The organism is Variovorax sp. ZS18.2.2 (genome assembly GCF_024701975.1).
Lineage (GTDB): Bacteria > Pseudomonadota > Gammaproteobacteria > Burkholderiales > Burkholderiaceae_C > Variovorax.
The window spans coordinates 1,367,994-1,383,367 of record NZ_JANLNM010000001.1 but is presented as its reverse complement, the minus strand read 5'-3'; the positions used below and the strand labels follow the sequence as shown (position 1 = coordinate 1,383,367).

Sequence of the window (15,374 nt, the reverse complement as noted above, 5' to 3'; positions counted from 1 at the left end):
GCGGAACCGGCTTTGCCGGGCCGCAGGTGTTGCCCCCTGCAAGGGGGTTGGCGTAGCGACACGAAGTGCGCGAAGCCTGGGGGTTTGCTAGACTTCCAGCCACTCTTTGCGAGTGGTGGCATCCGCGCGCAGGCTGTCCGGCGTGCCGTCGAACACGATGCTGCCGTGGCCCATCACGAGCGCGCGGTCGGAGATCTGCATCGCGATGGTGAGCTTCTGCTCGATCAGCAGCACCGAGATACCTTTGTCCTTGAGCGTACGCAGGTATTGCCCCACCAGCTCCACGATCTTGGGCGCAAGGCCTTCGGTGGGCTCGTCGATGATGATGAGGTCGGGGTCGCCCATCAGCGTGCGGCACAGCGTGAGCATCTGCTGCTCGCCGCCCGAGAGCACGCCGGCCTCGGTGTGCTGGCGCTCCTTCAGGCGCGGGAACATGGTGTACATGTCGTCGAACTGCCAACGGCTGCCCTTGCCCGTGCCCTTCTGCCCCAGCAGCAGGTTCTGGTGCACCGTGAGCTTGGGGAAAATGTCGCGGTTCTCGGGCACGTAGCCGATGCCCAGGTGGGCGATCTCGTAGGCCTTCTTGCGCAGGATGTCCTGGTCCTTCCAGCGCAGCGTGCCTTCGGCATGCACCAGGCCCATGATGGCCTTGGCGGTGGTCGAGCGGCCCGAGCCGTTGCGACCCAGCAGCGCGACGATTTCGCCGGGGCCGACGTCGAACGAAACGCCATGCAGCACATGGCTCTTGCCGTAGTAGGCGTGGATGTCGTGAAGCTTCAGCATGTCAGTGTCCCGCCCCTTGTGCGTCGGCCACCGAGGACCCGAGATAAGCCTCTTGAACCCGCGCGTTGGCGCGAACTGCGGCAGGCGTGTCGAAGGCGATGACCTCGCCGTACACCACCACCGCGATCTTGTCGGCGAGGCCGAAGACCACGCCCATGTCGTGCTCCACCGTCAGCAGCGTCTTGCCGACCGTCACTTGCTTGATGAGCGAGATGAAGTGCGAGGTCTCGGTCTTGCTCATGCCGGCCGTGGGTTCGTCCAGCAAGATGACACCGGCACCGCCCGCGATCGTCACGCCGATTTCCAGCGCGCGCTGCTCGGCATAGGTGAGGTTCACCGCATGCACGTCGCGCTTGCGCTCCAGGCCGATCTGCTTGATGAGCTCTTCGGTGCGCGCATTGGCATCGTCCAGGTTCGAGAGAAAACGGAGGAACGTGTACTTGTAGCCCAGGCTCCAGAGCACGCCGCAGCGCAGGTTCTCGAACACGCTCAGCTTCGGGAAGATGTTCGTGATCTGGAAGCTGCGCGAAAGGCCCAGCCGGTTGATCTCGTAGGGCTTCTTGCCGTCGATGCGCTCGCCGTTCAGCAGCACCTCGCCGCTCGTGGGCGTGAGGCGGCCGCTGATCAGATTGAACAGCGTCGACTTGCCTGCTCCGTTCGGGCCGATGATGGCCACGCGTTCGCCGGCGTTCACCGCCAGGTCCACGCCGCGGATGATTTCGGTCTTGCCGAAATTCTTGCGCAGCGCCTTCAGTTCCAGTGCATATTGCGCGCTCATTTACGCCGCCTCCCGACGTTTGATTTCTGCTTCTATTTCTTCTTGCGCGTGGCCCCAGACGCGCACGAAGCGGCGTCGCGCCACTTCCAGCGCGCCCAGGCCGATCGCCAGGATCACGGCCGCGCCGAGCCAGCTGCCGACACCCGCGGTGTTGAGCGCCACACCGAAGAAGTTCAGCGTTGGGCCCATCGCTGCGTTGAGCTGGATGTGATAGATCATCTCGATCAGCGCGGCCGCACCGACGACGACCGGAACCAGTGCCACGGCGAGCGCAAGGTACAGCCACCAGAAGCGGTCGAACTTGCCGAACTTCGCGACCCGCAGGTTCATCATGATCAGGCTCGCGATGCCGCCGGGGGCGAACATCACCATGAACACGAACACCAGGCCGAAGTAGAGCTGCCAGGCCTTCGAGAGTTCGGACAGCAGGATCGACGCGAACACCAGCAGCACCGCGCCGATGATCGGTCCGAAGAAGAACACCGCGCCACCCAGGAAGGTGAACAGCAGGTAGCCGCCCGAGCGGATGGCGTTGAGGCTGTCGGCCGCGTTCACGATCTCGAAGTTGATGGAAGCCAGGCCACCACCGATGCCGGCGAAGAAGCCCGCGATGATGAATGCGAAGTAGCGCACGCGCTGCGTGTTGTAGCCGATGAATTCGACACGCTCCGGGTTGTCGCGCACCGCGTTCAGCATGCGGCCGAGCGGCGTGCCGGTGAAGGCATACATCAGCGCGGTGCAGACGAAGCAGTACGCGGCGATCAGGTAGTACACCTGGATCTGCGAACCGAAGTTGAAGCCGAAGAAGGTCGGGCCGTACACACGGTCGGTGGTGATGCCGCCTTCGCCGCCGAAGAAGCTCGGGAACATCAGCGCCATCGAGGCCACCAGTTCGCCGATGCCCATGGTGATCATCGCGAAGGTGGTACCCGACTTCTTGGTGGTGACGAAACCGAGCAAGATCGCGAAGAACATGCCGGCCAGGCCGCCCACCAGCGGGATCAGCACCAGCGGAATCTGCACGCCGCCCTTGCTGCCCATGTTCATTGCATGGATCGCCAGAAACGAGCCCAGGCCGACGTAGACCGCATGGCCGAAGCTCAGCATGCCGCCCTGCCCCAGCAGGATGTTGTAGCTCAGGCAGATGATGATGAGATAGCCCATCTGCGAGAGCATCGTGAGCGCCAGGCTGCTCTTGAAGAACAGCGGCGAGATGACCAGCACGACGGCGAACAGCGTCCAGATCAGGTAGCGCCCGATGTTCCAGGGCTTGAAGCGGTAGTACTGTGTGGTTGCAGTGGTCATGGGGTCAGTCCTCCCGGGTTCCAAGAAGACCCTTGGGCCGGAAGATGAGGATCAGCACCAGGAACAGGTACGGCAGGATCGGCGCGACCTGCGAGATCGTGAGCTTGAGCAACTCATAGCCGAAGGTCTGGTCGGTCACCGTCATGCCGATGGCGCGCAGGCCCGTGGCCAGCGACTGGTCCATGGCGACCGCGAAGGTCTGGATGACGCCGATCAGCAGCGACGCGAGGAACGCACCTGCCAGCGAGCCCATGCCGCCGACCACCACCACCACGAAGATGATCGAGCCGACCGAGGCCGCCATCGCGGGCTCGGTGACGTAGGTGTTGCCGCCGACCACGCCCGCGAGGCCCGCGAGTGCGGCGCCGCCGCCGAACACCAGCATGAAGATGCGCGGCACGTTGTGGCCCAGCGCCTCGACCATGTCGGGGTGCTTGAGCGCCGCCTGAATGACGAGGCCGATGCGCGTGCGCGTGAGCAGCAGCCACACCGAGATCAGCATCAGCACCGCCACCAGCATGATGAAGGAGCGCGACTTCGGAAACTGCGTGCCGTAGAGCGAAAACAGCGGGCCCTGCAACTGGGTCGGCAGGCCGTAGGGCACGGTGGAGCGGCCCCAGGCCAGCTGCACCAGTTCGAGGATGAGGTACGAGAGGCCGAAGGTCACCAGCAGTTCGGGCACGTGGCCGAACTTGTGGACCCGGCGCAGGCTGTAGCGCTCGAAACCCGCGCCCAAAAGGCCCACCAGCAGCGGCGCGATGAACAGCGCCGGCCAGAAGCCGATGATGCCCGACAGCGTGTACGCAATGTAGGCGCCGAGCATGTAGAAGCTGGCGTGCGCGAAATTGAGCACGCCCATCATGCTGAAGATCAGCGTAAGGCCAGAGCTCAGCATGAACAACAGCAGCCCGTAGCTGACGCCGTTGAGCAGCGAGATGACGAAGAATTCGACGTTCATCGGTCTTTCGGATGCGTGAAAAAGAAAGAGGCCCGAATGTTGAAGTCGGGCCTCGTCCGGTCAGGCGACGGCGGCGGTCAGGAAGCCGCGGCGCCGGGTCGCTTCATCTGGCACGTCGTCGGCGTGCTCGCGACGTAGGGCTCGTAGTACTTCACCGGGGCCATCGTGTAGCCGGTGTTCTCCGGGCTGTACGGGTTCTTGGCGTCGGCCTTCTGCCAGCGCGAGATGTAGAGACCCTGCTGCAGCTGGTGGTCGGTCTTGCGCATCTCGACGTCGCCGTTGAAGCTCTTGAACTTCATGCCTTCCAGCGCGGCCGCGACCTTGACGGGCTCGGTCGACTTGGTGCGCGCGAAGGCCTCGCTCAGCATCGCGTACGCCGTGTAGACGCTGGCGGTGTACAGGTCGTCGTTGAAGCGCTTCTTGAACTCACCCATCAGTGGCTGCAGCGGGCCCGGCGCGTTGTAGTGGCTGTAGGCGGCCATGAAGACCTTGCCGTCGGAGGCCGCCCCCATCGCGGTCGGCGTGCCGGTGACGCTGGCGTAGTAGGTATAGAACTTGACGTTCAGGCCCGAGTCGTTGGCCGACTTGATGAGCAGCGCCAGATCGGAGCCCCAGTTGCCGGTGATGACCGTGTCGGCGCCCGAGGCCTTGATCTTGGCGATATAGGGCGAGAAGTCGCGCACCTGGGCGAGCGGGTGCAGGTCGTCGCCGACGATTTCCACGTCGGGGCGCTTGGCCTTCAGGTTGTCCTTGGCGAACTTGGAGACTTGCTGGCCGTGCGAGTAGTTCTGGTTGATCAGGTAGACCTTCTTGATGTCGGTCTGGTCCTTCATGAAGGTGGTGAGCGCCTCCATCTTCATGGAGGTGTCGGCATCGAGGCGGAAGTGCCAGTAGCTGCACTTGCTGTTGGTGAGATCGGGATCGACCGCCGCATAGTTGATGTAGAGCACTTCCTTGCCCGGGTTGCGGGCGTTGTGCTTTTCCAGCGCGTCGATGATGGCGAGCGCGGGGCCGGAGCCGTTGCCCTGCACCACGTAGCGCGCGCCCTGGTCCATGGCCGATCGCAGTGCGCTGGTGGTTTCCTGGGGGCTCAACTTGTTGTCGATGCCGATGATCTCGAACTTCACGCCGGCCACGTTCTTCTTGTTGAATTCTTCGGCCAGGAACTGGAAGGTCTTGAGCTGGTTCGTGCCCACCGCGGCCATGAGGCCCGAGAGCGGGTCGAGCCATGCGATCTTGACGGTTTCACCCTTCTGGGCCAGAGCGCCTGTGGCACTCGCGGCAAGGATGGCTGCGGTAGCGATTTTCAGAGCGAACTTCACGATCTATTTCTCCTGGTCAAACCGAATCAAAAAGCCTTGCACGAGCGTACAAGCGTTCGCAGCCCCTCCCCTCAGGGAATGCCCGTAAGGGGGTGGCCGCGAAGGCCCGTTTCTATCGCGCAGGCGACAGCGCATTTCTCCAATTGCTACCCACCGGTAGACAGCTTCTACCGATGAGTAGGAAATGCGTTCACAAAGACGCCTAGGGGCGCTTCATCTGGCAGGTCGTGGGCGTGCTCGCCACATACGACTCGTAGTACTTCACGGGGACGTTGGTGTAGCCGGTGTTCTCGGCGTCGTAGGGGTACTTGGCGCTCGCCTTCTCCCAGCGCGAGATGTAGAGGCCCTGCTGCAACTGATGGTCGGCCTTGCGCATTTCGACCTCGCCGTTGAAGCTCTTGATCTTCATGCCTTCGAGGGCCGCGGCCACCTTCACGGGATCGGTCGACTTGGTCTGCACGAAGGCGGCATCGAGCAATGCGAACGTGTGATAGATCGAGGACTGCGTCAGGTCGTCGTTCATCTTCTTCTTGTAGCCGGCGAGCAGTTTCTGGATCTCGCCGCCCATGTTGTAGTGGGCATAGGCCACCGTGTAGACCTTGCCGGCCGAGGTGGCGCCCATGGCCGTGGGCGTGCCGGCGCCCGGTGCGTAGTACGTGAGGAACTTGACGTCCAGCCCCGAGTCGTTCGCCGCCTTGATGAGCAGTGAGAGGTCCGAACCCCAGTTGCCTGTGATGACCGTGTCGGCGCCCGAGGCCTTGATCTTGGCGATGTAGGGCGAGAAGTCGCGCACCTGCGCGAGCGGATGCAGGTCGTCGCCCACGATCTGGATGTCGGGGCGCTTGACCTTCAGGTCTTCCTTGGCGAACTTCGACACTTGCACGCCGTGCGCGTAGTTCTGACCGAGGATGTAGACCTTCTTGATGTCGGGCTGGTCCTTCATCCAGGCGGTCAGTGCTTCCATCTTCATGGAGGTGTCGGCGTCCAGGCGAAAGTGCCAGTAGCTGCACTTGCTGTTGGTGAGGTCGGGATCGACCGCCGCGTAGTTCAGGTAGAGCAGTTCCTTGCCGGGATTGCGCGCGTTGTTCTTCTCGATGGCATCGATGATGGCGAGCGCCGGGCCGGAGCCGTTGCCCTGGGTGATGTAGCGCGCGCCCTGGTCCTGCGCCGAGCGCAGCGCGGCGGTGGTTTCCTGCGGGCTCAACTTGTTGTCGATGGCAATGATCTCGAACTTCACGCCCGACGCATTCTTCTTGTTGAACTCCTCAGCCAGGAACTGCGTGGTCTTGAGCTGGTTGGTGCCGACCGCGGCCATCAGGCCGGACAGCGGATCCAGCCATGCGATCTTGACCGTCTCGCCCTTCTGGGCGAACGCGGCGGTCACGCTCACCAACATGGCACAGGCAGCGACTGACTTGAGAGCAAATTGCATGAAGAGTCTCCTGAAAGAAAGGCGGGATGGTGCGAAATGGGGCGGGATGCCAGCGTACAAGTGCCCCTTTTTTCTACGCACAGGGATTGCCCGGAAGGAAGCCCGCCGGAGCGGTCTTCCTATCGCATGCGCGACAGTGCAGGTGGACTTCGAGGGTGCGTCAGAGCGTTGGCAGCTTGTAGTCCTTGAGCAGTTCGCGCAGCTTGGTCTTCAATATCTTTCCGGTGGCGCCGATCGGAATGGCCTCGACGAAGACCACGTCGTCGGGGATCTGCCATTTGGCGGTCTTGCCTTCGTAGAACTTCAGCAGCTCCTCGCGCGTGACCTCGGCGCCGGGCTTCTTCACGACCGCGATGATCGGCCGCTCGTCCCACTTCGGATGGAACACGCCGATGCAGGCGGCCATGGCCACGGCCGGATGCGCGACGGCGATGTTCTCGATCTCGATCGAGCTGATCCACTCGCCACCGGACTTGATCACGTCCTTGCTGCGATCGGTGATCTGCAGGTAGCCCTCGGCGTCGATGGTGGCGACGTCGCCGGTGGGGAACCAGCCGCGGCCTTGCGCATCGGGAATGAGCGGATCGCCGCCCTCGCCCTTGAAGTATTCCTTGACGATCCAGGGGCCTTTGACCAGCAGATCGCCGTAGGCCTTGCCGTCCCAGGGCAGCTCGTTGCCGTCGCCATCGACGATCTTCAGGTCGACGCCGAAGATCGCGCGGCCCTGCTTCATGCGGATCTGCAACTGCGCATCGGGCGGCAGCGACAGGTGCTTGTTCTTGAGCGTGCACAGCGTGCCGAGCGGGCTCATCTCGGTCATGCCCCAGGCGTGCAGCACCTCGACGTTGAACTTCTCCTGGAACGCCCTGATCATCGCCGGCGGGCAGGCCGAGCCGCCGATCACGGTGCGGTTCAGCTTGCTGAACTTCAGGTCGCCGGCCTGCATGTGGCCGAGCATCATCTGCCACACGGTGGGCACGCCGGCCGCAAAGGTCACGCCTTCGGATTCGATCAGCTCGAACACCGACTTGCCGTCCAGCGCCGGGCCGGGAAACACGAGCTTGCAGCCCACGAGCGCCGCCGAGTACGGAATGCCCCAGGCGTTGACGTGGAACATGGGCACGACCGGCAGCACCGAATCGCGCGCCGACAGGTGCATGACGTCGGGCAAGGCCGCGGCGTAGGCATGCAGCATGGTCGAGCGGTGGCTGTAGAGCGCGGCCTTGGGGTTGCCCGTGGTGCCGCTCGTGTAGCACATGCTCGAGGCCGAGTTCTCGTCGAAGGTGGGCCAGTCGTAGTCGGACGGCTGCGCGCCCATCCAGCTTTCGTAGCTCACCAGGTTGGGGATGCCGCTGTCGGCCGGCAGCTTGTCGGCATCACAAAGCGCAATCCATTTCCGGATCGTGGGGCACCTGGCATGCACCGCCTGCACCAGCGGCAGGAAGGTGAGGTCGAAGCACAGGATCTGGTCTTCGGCATGGTTGGCGATCCAGGCGATCTGGTCGGGGTGCAGGCGCGGGTTGATGGTGTGCAGCACGCGGCCGCTGCCGCTCACGCCGTAGTACAGCTCCAGGTGGCGATAGCCGTTCCAGGCGAGCGTGGCAATGCGGTCGCTGAAGAGCAGCTGCTCGCCATCGAGCGCATTGGCCACCTGCCGGGCACGCGATGCGATTCCGCCCCAGTTGGTGCGGTGAATGTCGCCTTCGACCCGGCGCGAAACGATCTCACCATCGCCGTTGTGGCGCTCGACGAACTCGATCAGCGACGAGATCAAAAGCGGTTGGTCTTGCATCAAACCCAGCATCTACAGGCTCCTTGTTTCAACAAAATTCAGTGGTTTCTCGGACTACGGCGATTCACGCAATTTATGTGCGTTCGCACAATGACAGAAACCCGCAGTCTGCGAGGACCGATCTGTCGTCCGGATGACAGCTGGCGCTTGCCGGAGCATGCAGGCACCTCGCCAACGCGGCGGCCATCGCCACCGCGTTGGTGTGCCTTGATTCGCGCGCAGTGCTCAAGGCGCGCTGTTCTGCAGCTGCGTCTTGCTGGCGTCGAGCACGATCTTGCGTGGCCAGTTGGGCCAGGTCACACCCAGGCCCGAATGGTTCGGATTGCCGGTGCGCGCGAACGCAGACAGGCTGCCGACCATCGCATCCGACAACGCCTCGCGTCCCGGCCGGTTCGCCTCGCCAAAGGAGAACGAGAAGATGCTGGTGCCGAAGTTGTGGAACATGAACGCCGTGTCCAGCCCGTGCGTGGCGCCATAGACGGTGTTGAACGGCGCCACCTGCTGGCTCCAGTCGAAGCGGTAGTACCAGGTCCTGGTTGGCAGGTACTTGGCCACCGAGTCGATCTGCGCGGGCAGGCCGTTCAGGAAGATCGCGTTGGTGGCGAAATCCGACGCCGCCTTCCAGCCGTTCAGCGGCTTATCTACCGGCAGGTAGGGTGCGTTGATCAGGTCGGCCTCGGTGAGCGTCACGGGTGCGTCGGGGTTGAAGTTGTATTGCAGGCCGAAGCGCTCGTAGTCGGTGGGCTTGAAGCCCAGGCCCTGCCCCGTGAAGGTCCCGAACAGGTTGGCGAACAGCGTGCCTTCGTCGCGCGTGTTGCCGATCAGCATCGGCACCTTGTTGAACCTGCCGGCATCGACCTCGGCGCGCGAGTTCACCGGCAGGATGGTGCCGTCCTCGATCGGTGCAGGCGCGTTGCCCAGCTGCGGGTTCGCGAGCACGATGGTCAGGAGCTTGCTTGCCGGAAGGCCGCGCAGATACGTTGCCACCTGGGCATCCGTCTGTGTCGCCACCCACGCATTCGCCGAGGTGGTGTCGGTGGCCTTGCCGTCGGCGATGACGATGGCGTTCAGCAGTCCCTTCGCGTAGGTCTGCGCGGTGGCGCGCGGGTAGAAGGAGATCCCGCCGCTCAACGGCGCCGCCTTGTGCAGCAGGCCGGCCGACGCACTCGATACGACCAGCCCCCAGGTATTGACCGCGCCCGCCGACTGCCCCATCACCGTGACGTTGCCCGCGTCGCCGCCGAAGGCGCCGATGTTGGACTGGATGAACTTCAGGGCCTGCATCTGGTCGAGCAGCGCGAAGTTGCCCGAGTCATTGCTCGCATTGCCGGTCTTGAGCTGCGGCAGGTCGAGCCAGCCGAGCATGCCCAGGCGGTAGTTGATCGTCACGACGACGGCGTTGCCACGCTTCGCGAGCTGCGCGCCGTCGTAGCCTGGATCGGCCGTGTAGCCCGAGATGTTGCTGCCGCCGTAGATGTAGACGATCACCGGCAGTTTGGCGTCCGCACCGGCCGGGCGCCAGATGTTGAGCGTCAGGCAGTCCTCGTCGCCCACTGGCTTGCCGAAGCCCTCGCGCACGGCCAGACCGAAGGGCGCGTCGTTGGGCGCGGGGCTGAAATAGCGTCCGCCCTGAGCGCAGCCGTGGCCGAACTTCGTTGCGGCGCGCACGCCCTCCCAGGCCTTGGGGTCGGCGGGCGGTGCCCAGCGCAGCGCGCCGACCGGCGGCCGGGCGAACGGAACACCCTTCCACGAATAGGTGCCCGTCTTGGCGCTGTCGTCCACGCCTTCGATCTTGCCGATGGTGGTCTGGCGCACCATGGGACCGTCGGCGGCCGGGGGCGGCGCAGCCGGCGGCCCCACGGGAACGATCGGTGTGAAGGAAAAACCGGAGTCCGAGCCGCCGCCGCAGGCGGAGAGCGCGATGCAGGCCGCGACCCCCATGGCGCGCGCCACCGTTCCCACCGCTGTTTGCCGGGTTGCGTCCTGGCTTTCCGTTGTCTCTGCTGTATTCATTGTTTGTCTCCACACCGGGTTAATCGGAATTCCTGCGTCGGTGTCCCGCGGCCATACTCCGGCCGACCGGACCCGCCAGAAAATTCTAGGAACGGACCGCATTTCCCCCGCTATCGCAAGCGAGCCAATTCAATGACTTCAGGAGCCTCCATGCCGCATGCCCAGCGCCGACCGCAACGCCGGCCGGGCTGCGCCCAGCAGCAACCGGAACTGCGGACCAGCTCGGCCGCCTGGCTCGAAGGCGTGCTCTCGATGTTCGAGGCCGAGGGGCTGGACGTGCCCTCGCTGCTGCGCGAAGCCGGCTTCGACCCCGATTCGCTGCACCGGCAGAACGCACGCGTGCCGGTCGACGAGATCTCCGTGCTCTGGCAACTGGCCGTGGCGCGCGCCGGCAAGCCCACGCTGGGCCTGCACCGGGACCTGGCCGCCACGCACAGCAAGCTGGGCACGGTCGGCCACGCCATGGCCTGCAGCGCCGACCTGGGCGCGGCACTCACCCGGCTCACCCGTTACATGGCCGTGATCTCGGACGCGACCGCCTTCTCGATGCGGCCCGAGGCGCGCGGCGCCTGGATGGTGATGGAGCACACCGGCGGCAGCCTGCCGATCCCGCGCCAGCGCGTCGAATACGCCCTTCTGACCGTCTTCATGCAGTGCCAGTGGCTCACCCGGCGCGAGCTGCAGCCGCTGGCCATGGAGTTCGTCTACCCGCCGCCGGCCGACGACCGGCTGCACCGCGAAGCCTTCGGCTGCCCGATCCGCTACAACGCGCCCGCCAACCGTCTCTTGCTGTCGGCGGCCGACATGGCCATGCCGCTGCCCACCTACCATCCGACGCTCGGCGAGATGCAGGAGCATCTGCTGGACGACCAGTTGAACCTGCTGGGCCAGACCACCACCGGCAACCTGGTGTGCGCCGAGATTGCGCGCCGGCTGCCGCATGGCGAGCCGCGCCGGCAGGACGTGGCCGCGGGCCTGGGCCTCGCGGAGCGCACGCTGCAGCGGCGGCTGCAAGAAGAGTCGGTGTCGTTCCAGTCGCTGCTCGACCGCACCCGCCGGGAGCTCGCGCAGCAGTACCTGGCGGAAGACCGCCACACGCTCACCGATGTGGCGGACATGCTCGGCTTCGTCGACAGCAGCAACTTCTTTCGGGCCTGCAAACGCTGGTTCGGCCTGCCGCCCGCGCAGTACCGGGCGCGGATCTGGGATACGCCGGCGCTGGCGCACTGAGTCGTTCCGGGCCCCGATGGCCCGTGCAGCAAGGGGTTACGGCCGGTGCCGGACAATCCGGGCATGAGCCTGCTTGCTGAAGACACGGACGTCGCGGACCTGGGATTGCGCTGGAAACCCGGTTTCGCGGCCCTCGGCCCCGCCTTTCTCACCCACCTGCGTCCAACGCCGCTGCCCGATCCGTACTGGGTAGGCCACAGCGAGGCGGTGGCGCGCGAACTGGGTTTGCCGGCCGATTGGCGGCAATCAGACATCACGCTCGCGGCGCTGACCGGCAGCCTGCCGATCGCCGGCACCAACCCTTTCGCCACGGTCTACAGCGGGCACCAGTTCGGCGTGTGGGCCGGCCAGCTCGGCGATGGGCGGGCGATCATGCTGGGCGAAACCGAAGGCGGGCTCGAGGTGCAACTCAAGGGCGCGGGCCGCACCCCCTACTCCCGCGGCGGCGATGGCCGCGCGGTGCTGCGCTCCAGCATCCGCGAATTCCTCTGCAGCGAGGCCATGCACGGCCTGGGCATCCCGACCACCCGTGCGCTCAGCGTGACCGGCTCCGACGCCCGCGTGTTCCGCGAGGAGCCCGAGAGTGCCGCCGTTGTGGCCCGCGTGGCGCCGAGCTTCATTCGCTTCGGCCATTTCGAGCACTTCGCAGCCAACCAGCGCGAAGGCGAACTGCGCGCCCTCGCCGACTACGTCATCGACCGCTACTACCCCGCCTGCCGCACCACCGACCGCTTCAACGGCAACGCGTACGCCGGCTTCCTCGAAGCCGTGAGCGAGCGCACCGCCGCCCTGCTCGCCCAATGGCAGGCCGTGGGTTTCTGCCACGGGGTGATGAACACCGACAACATGAGCATCCTCGGGCTCACCATCGACTACGGGCCATTCCAGTTCCTGGACGGCTTCGATCCGCGCCACATCTGCAACCACAGCGACACCAGCGGGCGCTACGCCTTCAACCAGCAGCCGAACGTGGCGTACTGGAACCTCTTTTGCCTCGCACAGGCGCTGCTGCCGCTGATCGGCGACCAGGAAGTCGCCGTCGCCGCGCTGGAGTCGTACAAGACGGTGTTCCCGAACGCGTTCGAGGCCCGCATGCGCGCCAAGCTCGGCCTCGCGGATTCGGCCGAAAGCGACCGCGCGCTGATCGAAGGCGCGCTCAAGCTGCTGGCCGCCGGCAAGGTCGACTACACGATCTTCTGGCGACGCCTTTCGCAGTACATGGCCGATGGCAACGCCGAGCCGGTGCGCGACATGTTCCTGGACCGCGCGGGCTTCGATACCTGGCTGCTCTCATTTTCAGAGCGCCACGCGCAGTCGGTGCGTTCGGAAGCCACCGGTTTGATGCTCAGATCCAACCCGAAATACGTGCTGCGGAACCACCTGGGCCAGCAAGCCATCGAAGCGGCTGGTCAAAAAGACTTCTCGGGTGTGGCAACCTTGCTCACGCTGCTCGAAACCCCATTTGAAGAACATCCCGGCGCCAACGCGTATGCCGGCTTCCCGCCCGACTGGGCTTCCACGATTGAAATCAGCTGCTCATCATGACCAACACCGTTGAAAAAACCGACGCCGAATGGAAGGCCCTGCTCGCTGAAAAAGGCGCGGAACCCGCCGCCTTCGAGGTGACCCGCCATGCCGCCACCGAACGCCCCTTCACCGGCAAGTACGAAGCCCACTGGGACGACGGCACCTACCACTGCGTGTGCTGCGGCGCGAAGCTGTTCGAATCGGGCACCAAGTTCGACGCCGGCTGCGGCTGGCCCAGCTTCTCGGAAGAAGCGGTGCCCGGCGCCATCAGGAACATCGTCGACCGTTCGCATGGCATGGTGCGCACCGAGAATGTCTGCGCCAATTGCGGCGCCCACCTGGGGCACGTGTTCCCCGACGGCCCCACCGACACCGGCCTGCGCTATTGCATGAACTCGGCGTCGCTCGACTTCCAGAAAAAATGAAACTGATCCTCGACTTCTTCCCGATCCTGCTGTTCTTCGGCGCCTACAAGCTCGCCGACATCTACACCGCCACCGGCGTGCTGATGGCCGCCACCGTGGTGCAGATGGCCATCATCTATGCGATGGAGCGCAAGCTCCAGGCGATGCAGAAGGCCACGCTGGTGCTGATTCTTCTGTTCGGCACGCTCACGCTGGTGCTGCACGACGACCGCTTCATCAAGTGGAAGCCCACCGTGCTCTACGGCGCAATGGCGATCGCGCTGGCCGTGGCGCTCTGGGCGCTGAAGAAGAACTTTTTGAAGATGCTGCTGGGCTCGCAACTCGAACTGCCCGACCGCATCTGGGGCCGCCTGAACGTGGCGTGGATCGGCTACTGCCTCTTCATGGCGCTCATCAACGGCTACGTGGCGGCCTACTTCACCACCGAGGCCTGGGTCAACTTCAAGCTCTGGGGCTACGTGTTCCCGATCGTCTTCCTGGTGGCGCAGGGCCTGTACATCGCGCCGCACCTGAAAGAAGACAAGCCGACCGCATGACGAACACGACGACCATTCCCCTGCCGACCGTGGCTGCGCTCGAGAACGCGCTGCGCGAAGCGCTGGCTCCCACGCAGCTCGAGGTGATCGACGAAAGCGCTGCGCACGCAGGGCACACGGGCGCCAATGCAGAGGGCTACGGTACCCATTTCCGCGTGCGCATCGCCTCCCCGTTCTTCGAAGGGAAGCCTCGCGTGGCGCGACATCGCCTTGTGTATGATGCCCTCCAAGTTTTTATCGCACAGGGTCTGCACGCCATCGCCATCGAGGTGCTCTGAGTCGTCCAATCGCTTGCACGTGGCCCTCGCCGCGATGCCCAGCCCTCGCTCCTCCCCTTTTGTCCGTCTCTCTCCGCTTTCTTTCACGCGCCTTTTCCTACACGCGCATTTCCTCTCCAGCCTGATATTCATTCCATGAAAAAACACATCTTGCAGGCCGTTGCGGCCGCAGCGCTGATCGGTGCCATTCCCATGGCGGCTCTGGCGCAGAACGCAGCCATCGTGAACGGCAAGCCGGTGCCCAAGGCCCGCATGGACGTTCTGGCGCAACAACTGGCCGCCGCAGGCCGCCCGGTGACGCCGGAAATGCAAAACCAGCTGCGCGACGAAATCGTGGCCCGCGAAGTGTTCATGCAGGAAGCGCAGAAGCAAGGCCTGGACGCCAACGACGACTACAAGAACCAGCTCGAACTCGCCCGCCAGGCCATCCTGATCCGCGCGCTGTTCGACAACTACCGCAAGACCAACCCGGTCTCGGACGCTGACGTGAAGGCCGAGTACGACAAGTTCGTCGCGGCCAACGGCGGCAAGGAATACAAGGCCCGCCACATCCTGGTGGAGACCGAAGACCAGGCCAAGAAGATCATGGCCGACCTGAAGAAGGGCGCCAAGTTCGAAGACATCGCCAAGAAGCAGAGCAAGGACCCGGGATCGGGCGCCAACGGCGGCGACCTCGACTGGGCCAACCCCGCGAGCTTCGTGCCCGAGTTCTCGGAAGCGATGATCAAGCTGAAGAAGGGCGAGACCACCCCGGCGCCCGTCAAGACGCAGTTCGGCTATCACATCATCCGCGTGGACGACATCCGCCAGGCCCAACTGCCGAAGCTGGAAGAAGTGAAGCCGCAGGTTACGCAGCAGCTGCAGCAGCAGCGTTTGCAGAAGTACCAAGAGGAATTGCGCGCGAAGGCCAAGGTCGAGTAAGCCCCAGGCTTCCACCTCCCTTAAAAAAAACGGCCCGCAGGCCGTTTTTTTTCGACTGCCGCAGCAGCATTCAG

At 64.5% G+C, this 15,374-nt stretch carries 14 protein-coding genes; 6 read left to right on the top strand and 8 right to left on the bottom strand.

What is annotated here, in order from left to right:
* Positions 1 to 87: 87 nt before the first annotated feature.
* From NU688_RS06570 to NU688_RS06535, 8 genes are all read right to left on the bottom strand, one after another.
* Positions 88 to 783, bottom strand: a complete 696-nt coding sequence (locus tag NU688_RS06570) for an ABC transporter ATP-binding protein (RefSeq protein ID WP_257859723.1) — start codon at positions 781 to 783, stop codon at positions 88 to 90.
* Position 784: 1 nt separating this feature from the next.
* Positions 785 to 1,561, bottom strand: coding sequence for an ABC transporter ATP-binding protein (locus NU688_RS06565; protein ID WP_257859721.1), 777 nt, complete (start codon positions 1,559 to 1,561; stop codon positions 785 to 787).
* A complete protein-coding gene (locus NU688_RS06560; protein WP_257859720.1) occupies positions 1,562 to 2,866 on the bottom strand; it encodes a branched-chain amino acid ABC transporter permease in 1,305 nt (434 codons plus the stop codon).
* 4 nt (positions 2,867 to 2,870) lie between these two features.
* The gene (locus NU688_RS06555) at positions 2,871 to 3,824 is read right to left on the bottom strand and encodes a branched-chain amino acid ABC transporter permease (protein WP_257859719.1); all 954 of its coding nucleotides are present in this window, start codon (positions 3,822 to 3,824) and stop codon (positions 2,871 to 2,873) included.
* 77 nt (positions 3,825 to 3,901) lie between these two features.
* A complete protein-coding gene (locus NU688_RS06550; RefSeq protein WP_257859718.1) occupies positions 3,902 to 5,146 on the bottom strand; it encodes a branched-chain amino acid ABC transporter substrate-binding protein in 1,245 nt (414 codons plus the stop codon).
* Positions 5,147 to 5,348: 202 nt separating this feature from the next.
* Positions 5,349 to 6,578, bottom strand: coding sequence for a branched-chain amino acid ABC transporter substrate-binding protein (locus NU688_RS06545; RefSeq protein WP_257859717.1), 1,230 nt, complete (start codon positions 6,576 to 6,578; stop codon positions 5,349 to 5,351).
* Positions 6,579 to 6,738: 160 nt separating this feature from the next.
* Entirely contained in the window at positions 6,739 to 8,382 is a 1,644-nt protein-coding gene (locus NU688_RS06540) for a 3-(methylthio)propionyl-CoA ligase (protein ID WP_257859716.1), read from the bottom strand.
* A gap of 213 nt (positions 8,383 to 8,595) precedes the next feature.
* Positions 8,596 to 10,383 carry a carboxylesterase/lipase family protein gene (locus tag NU688_RS06535; protein WP_257859715.1) on the bottom strand — a complete coding sequence of 596 codons (1,788 nt, stop codon included), beginning with the start codon at positions 10,381 to 10,383 and terminating at the stop codon, positions 8,596 to 8,598.
* A 150-nt stretch (positions 10,384 to 10,533) separates the two neighbouring features.
* On the opposite strand from NU688_RS06535, the gene NU688_RS06530 reads away from it, so the two are divergent.
* The 6 genes from NU688_RS06530 (at position 10,534) to NU688_RS06505 (ending at position 15,300) form a co-directional block, all read left to right on the top strand.
* Positions 10,534 to 11,613, top strand: coding sequence for an AraC family transcriptional regulator (locus NU688_RS06530; protein WP_257859714.1), 1,080 nt, complete (start codon positions 10,534 to 10,536; stop codon positions 11,611 to 11,613).
* A 63-nt stretch (positions 11,614 to 11,676) separates the two neighbouring features.
* The gene (locus NU688_RS06525; RefSeq protein ID WP_257859713.1) at positions 11,677 to 13,158 is read left to right on the top strand and encodes a YdiU family protein; all 1,482 of its coding nucleotides are present in this window, start codon (positions 11,677 to 11,679) and stop codon (positions 13,156 to 13,158) included.
* Positions 13,155 to 13,565, top strand: coding sequence for a peptide-methionine (R)-S-oxide reductase MsrB (gene msrB, locus NU688_RS06520; RefSeq protein ID WP_257859712.1), 411 nt, complete (start codon positions 13,155 to 13,157; stop codon positions 13,563 to 13,565). Before NU688_RS06525 ends, msrB begins: the two co-directional genes overlap by 4 nt.
* The gene (locus NU688_RS06515; protein WP_042581657.1) at positions 13,562 to 14,101 is read left to right on the top strand and encodes a septation protein A; all 540 of its coding nucleotides are present in this window, start codon (positions 13,562 to 13,564) and stop codon (positions 14,099 to 14,101) included. Before msrB ends, NU688_RS06515 begins: the two co-directional genes overlap by 4 nt.
* Positions 14,098 to 14,379, top strand: coding sequence for a BolA family transcriptional regulator (locus NU688_RS06510; protein ID WP_257859711.1), 282 nt, complete (start codon positions 14,098 to 14,100; stop codon positions 14,377 to 14,379). Before NU688_RS06515 ends, NU688_RS06510 begins: the two co-directional genes overlap by 4 nt.
* A 135-nt stretch (positions 14,380 to 14,514) precedes the next feature.
* Positions 14,515 to 15,300, top strand: coding sequence for a peptidylprolyl isomerase (locus tag NU688_RS06505; protein WP_257859710.1), 786 nt, complete (start codon positions 14,515 to 14,517; stop codon positions 15,298 to 15,300).
* Positions 15,301 to 15,374 lie beyond the last annotated feature (74 nt).

Coding starts and splice junctions, on each gene's coding strand:
- NU688_RS06535 (WP_257859715.1), bottom strand. CDS start 10,383: ATGAATACAGCAGAGACAACGGAAAGCCAGGACGCAACCCGGCAAACA.
- NU688_RS06570 (WP_257859723.1), bottom strand. CDS start 783: ATGCTGAAGCTTCACGACATCCACGCCTACTACGGCAAGAGCCATGTG.
- msrB (WP_257859712.1), top strand. CDS start 13,155: ATGACCAACACCGTTGAAAAAACCGACGCCGAATGGAAGGCCCTGCTC.
- NU688_RS06555 (WP_257859719.1), bottom strand. CDS start 3,824: ATGAACGTCGAATTCTTCGTCATCTCGCTGCTCAACGGCGTCAGCTAC.
- NU688_RS06530 (WP_257859714.1), top strand. CDS start 10,534: ATGCCGCATGCCCAGCGCCGACCGCAACGCCGGCCGGGCTGCGCCCAG.
- NU688_RS06565 (WP_257859721.1), bottom strand. CDS start 1,561: ATGAGCGCGCAATATGCACTGGAACTGAAGGCGCTGCGCAAGAATTTC.
- NU688_RS06510 (WP_257859711.1), top strand. CDS start 14,098: ATGACGAACACGACGACCATTCCCCTGCCGACCGTGGCTGCGCTCGAG.
- NU688_RS06525 (WP_257859713.1), top strand. CDS start 11,677: ATGAGCCTGCTTGCTGAAGACACGGACGTCGCGGACCTGGGATTGCGC.
- NU688_RS06515 (WP_042581657.1), top strand. CDS start 13,562: ATGAAACTGATCCTCGACTTCTTCCCGATCCTGCTGTTCTTCGGCGCC.
- NU688_RS06540 (WP_257859716.1), bottom strand. CDS start 8,382: ATGCTGGGTTTGATGCAAGACCAACCGCTTTTGATCTCGTCGCTGATC.
- NU688_RS06505 (WP_257859710.1), top strand. CDS start 14,515: ATGAAAAAACACATCTTGCAGGCCGTTGCGGCCGCAGCGCTGATCGGT.
- NU688_RS06545 (WP_257859717.1), bottom strand. CDS start 6,578: ATGCAATTTGCTCTCAAGTCAGTCGCTGCCTGTGCCATGTTGGTGAGC.
- NU688_RS06560 (WP_257859720.1), bottom strand. CDS start 2,866: ATGACCACTGCAACCACACAGTACTACCGCTTCAAGCCCTGGAACATC.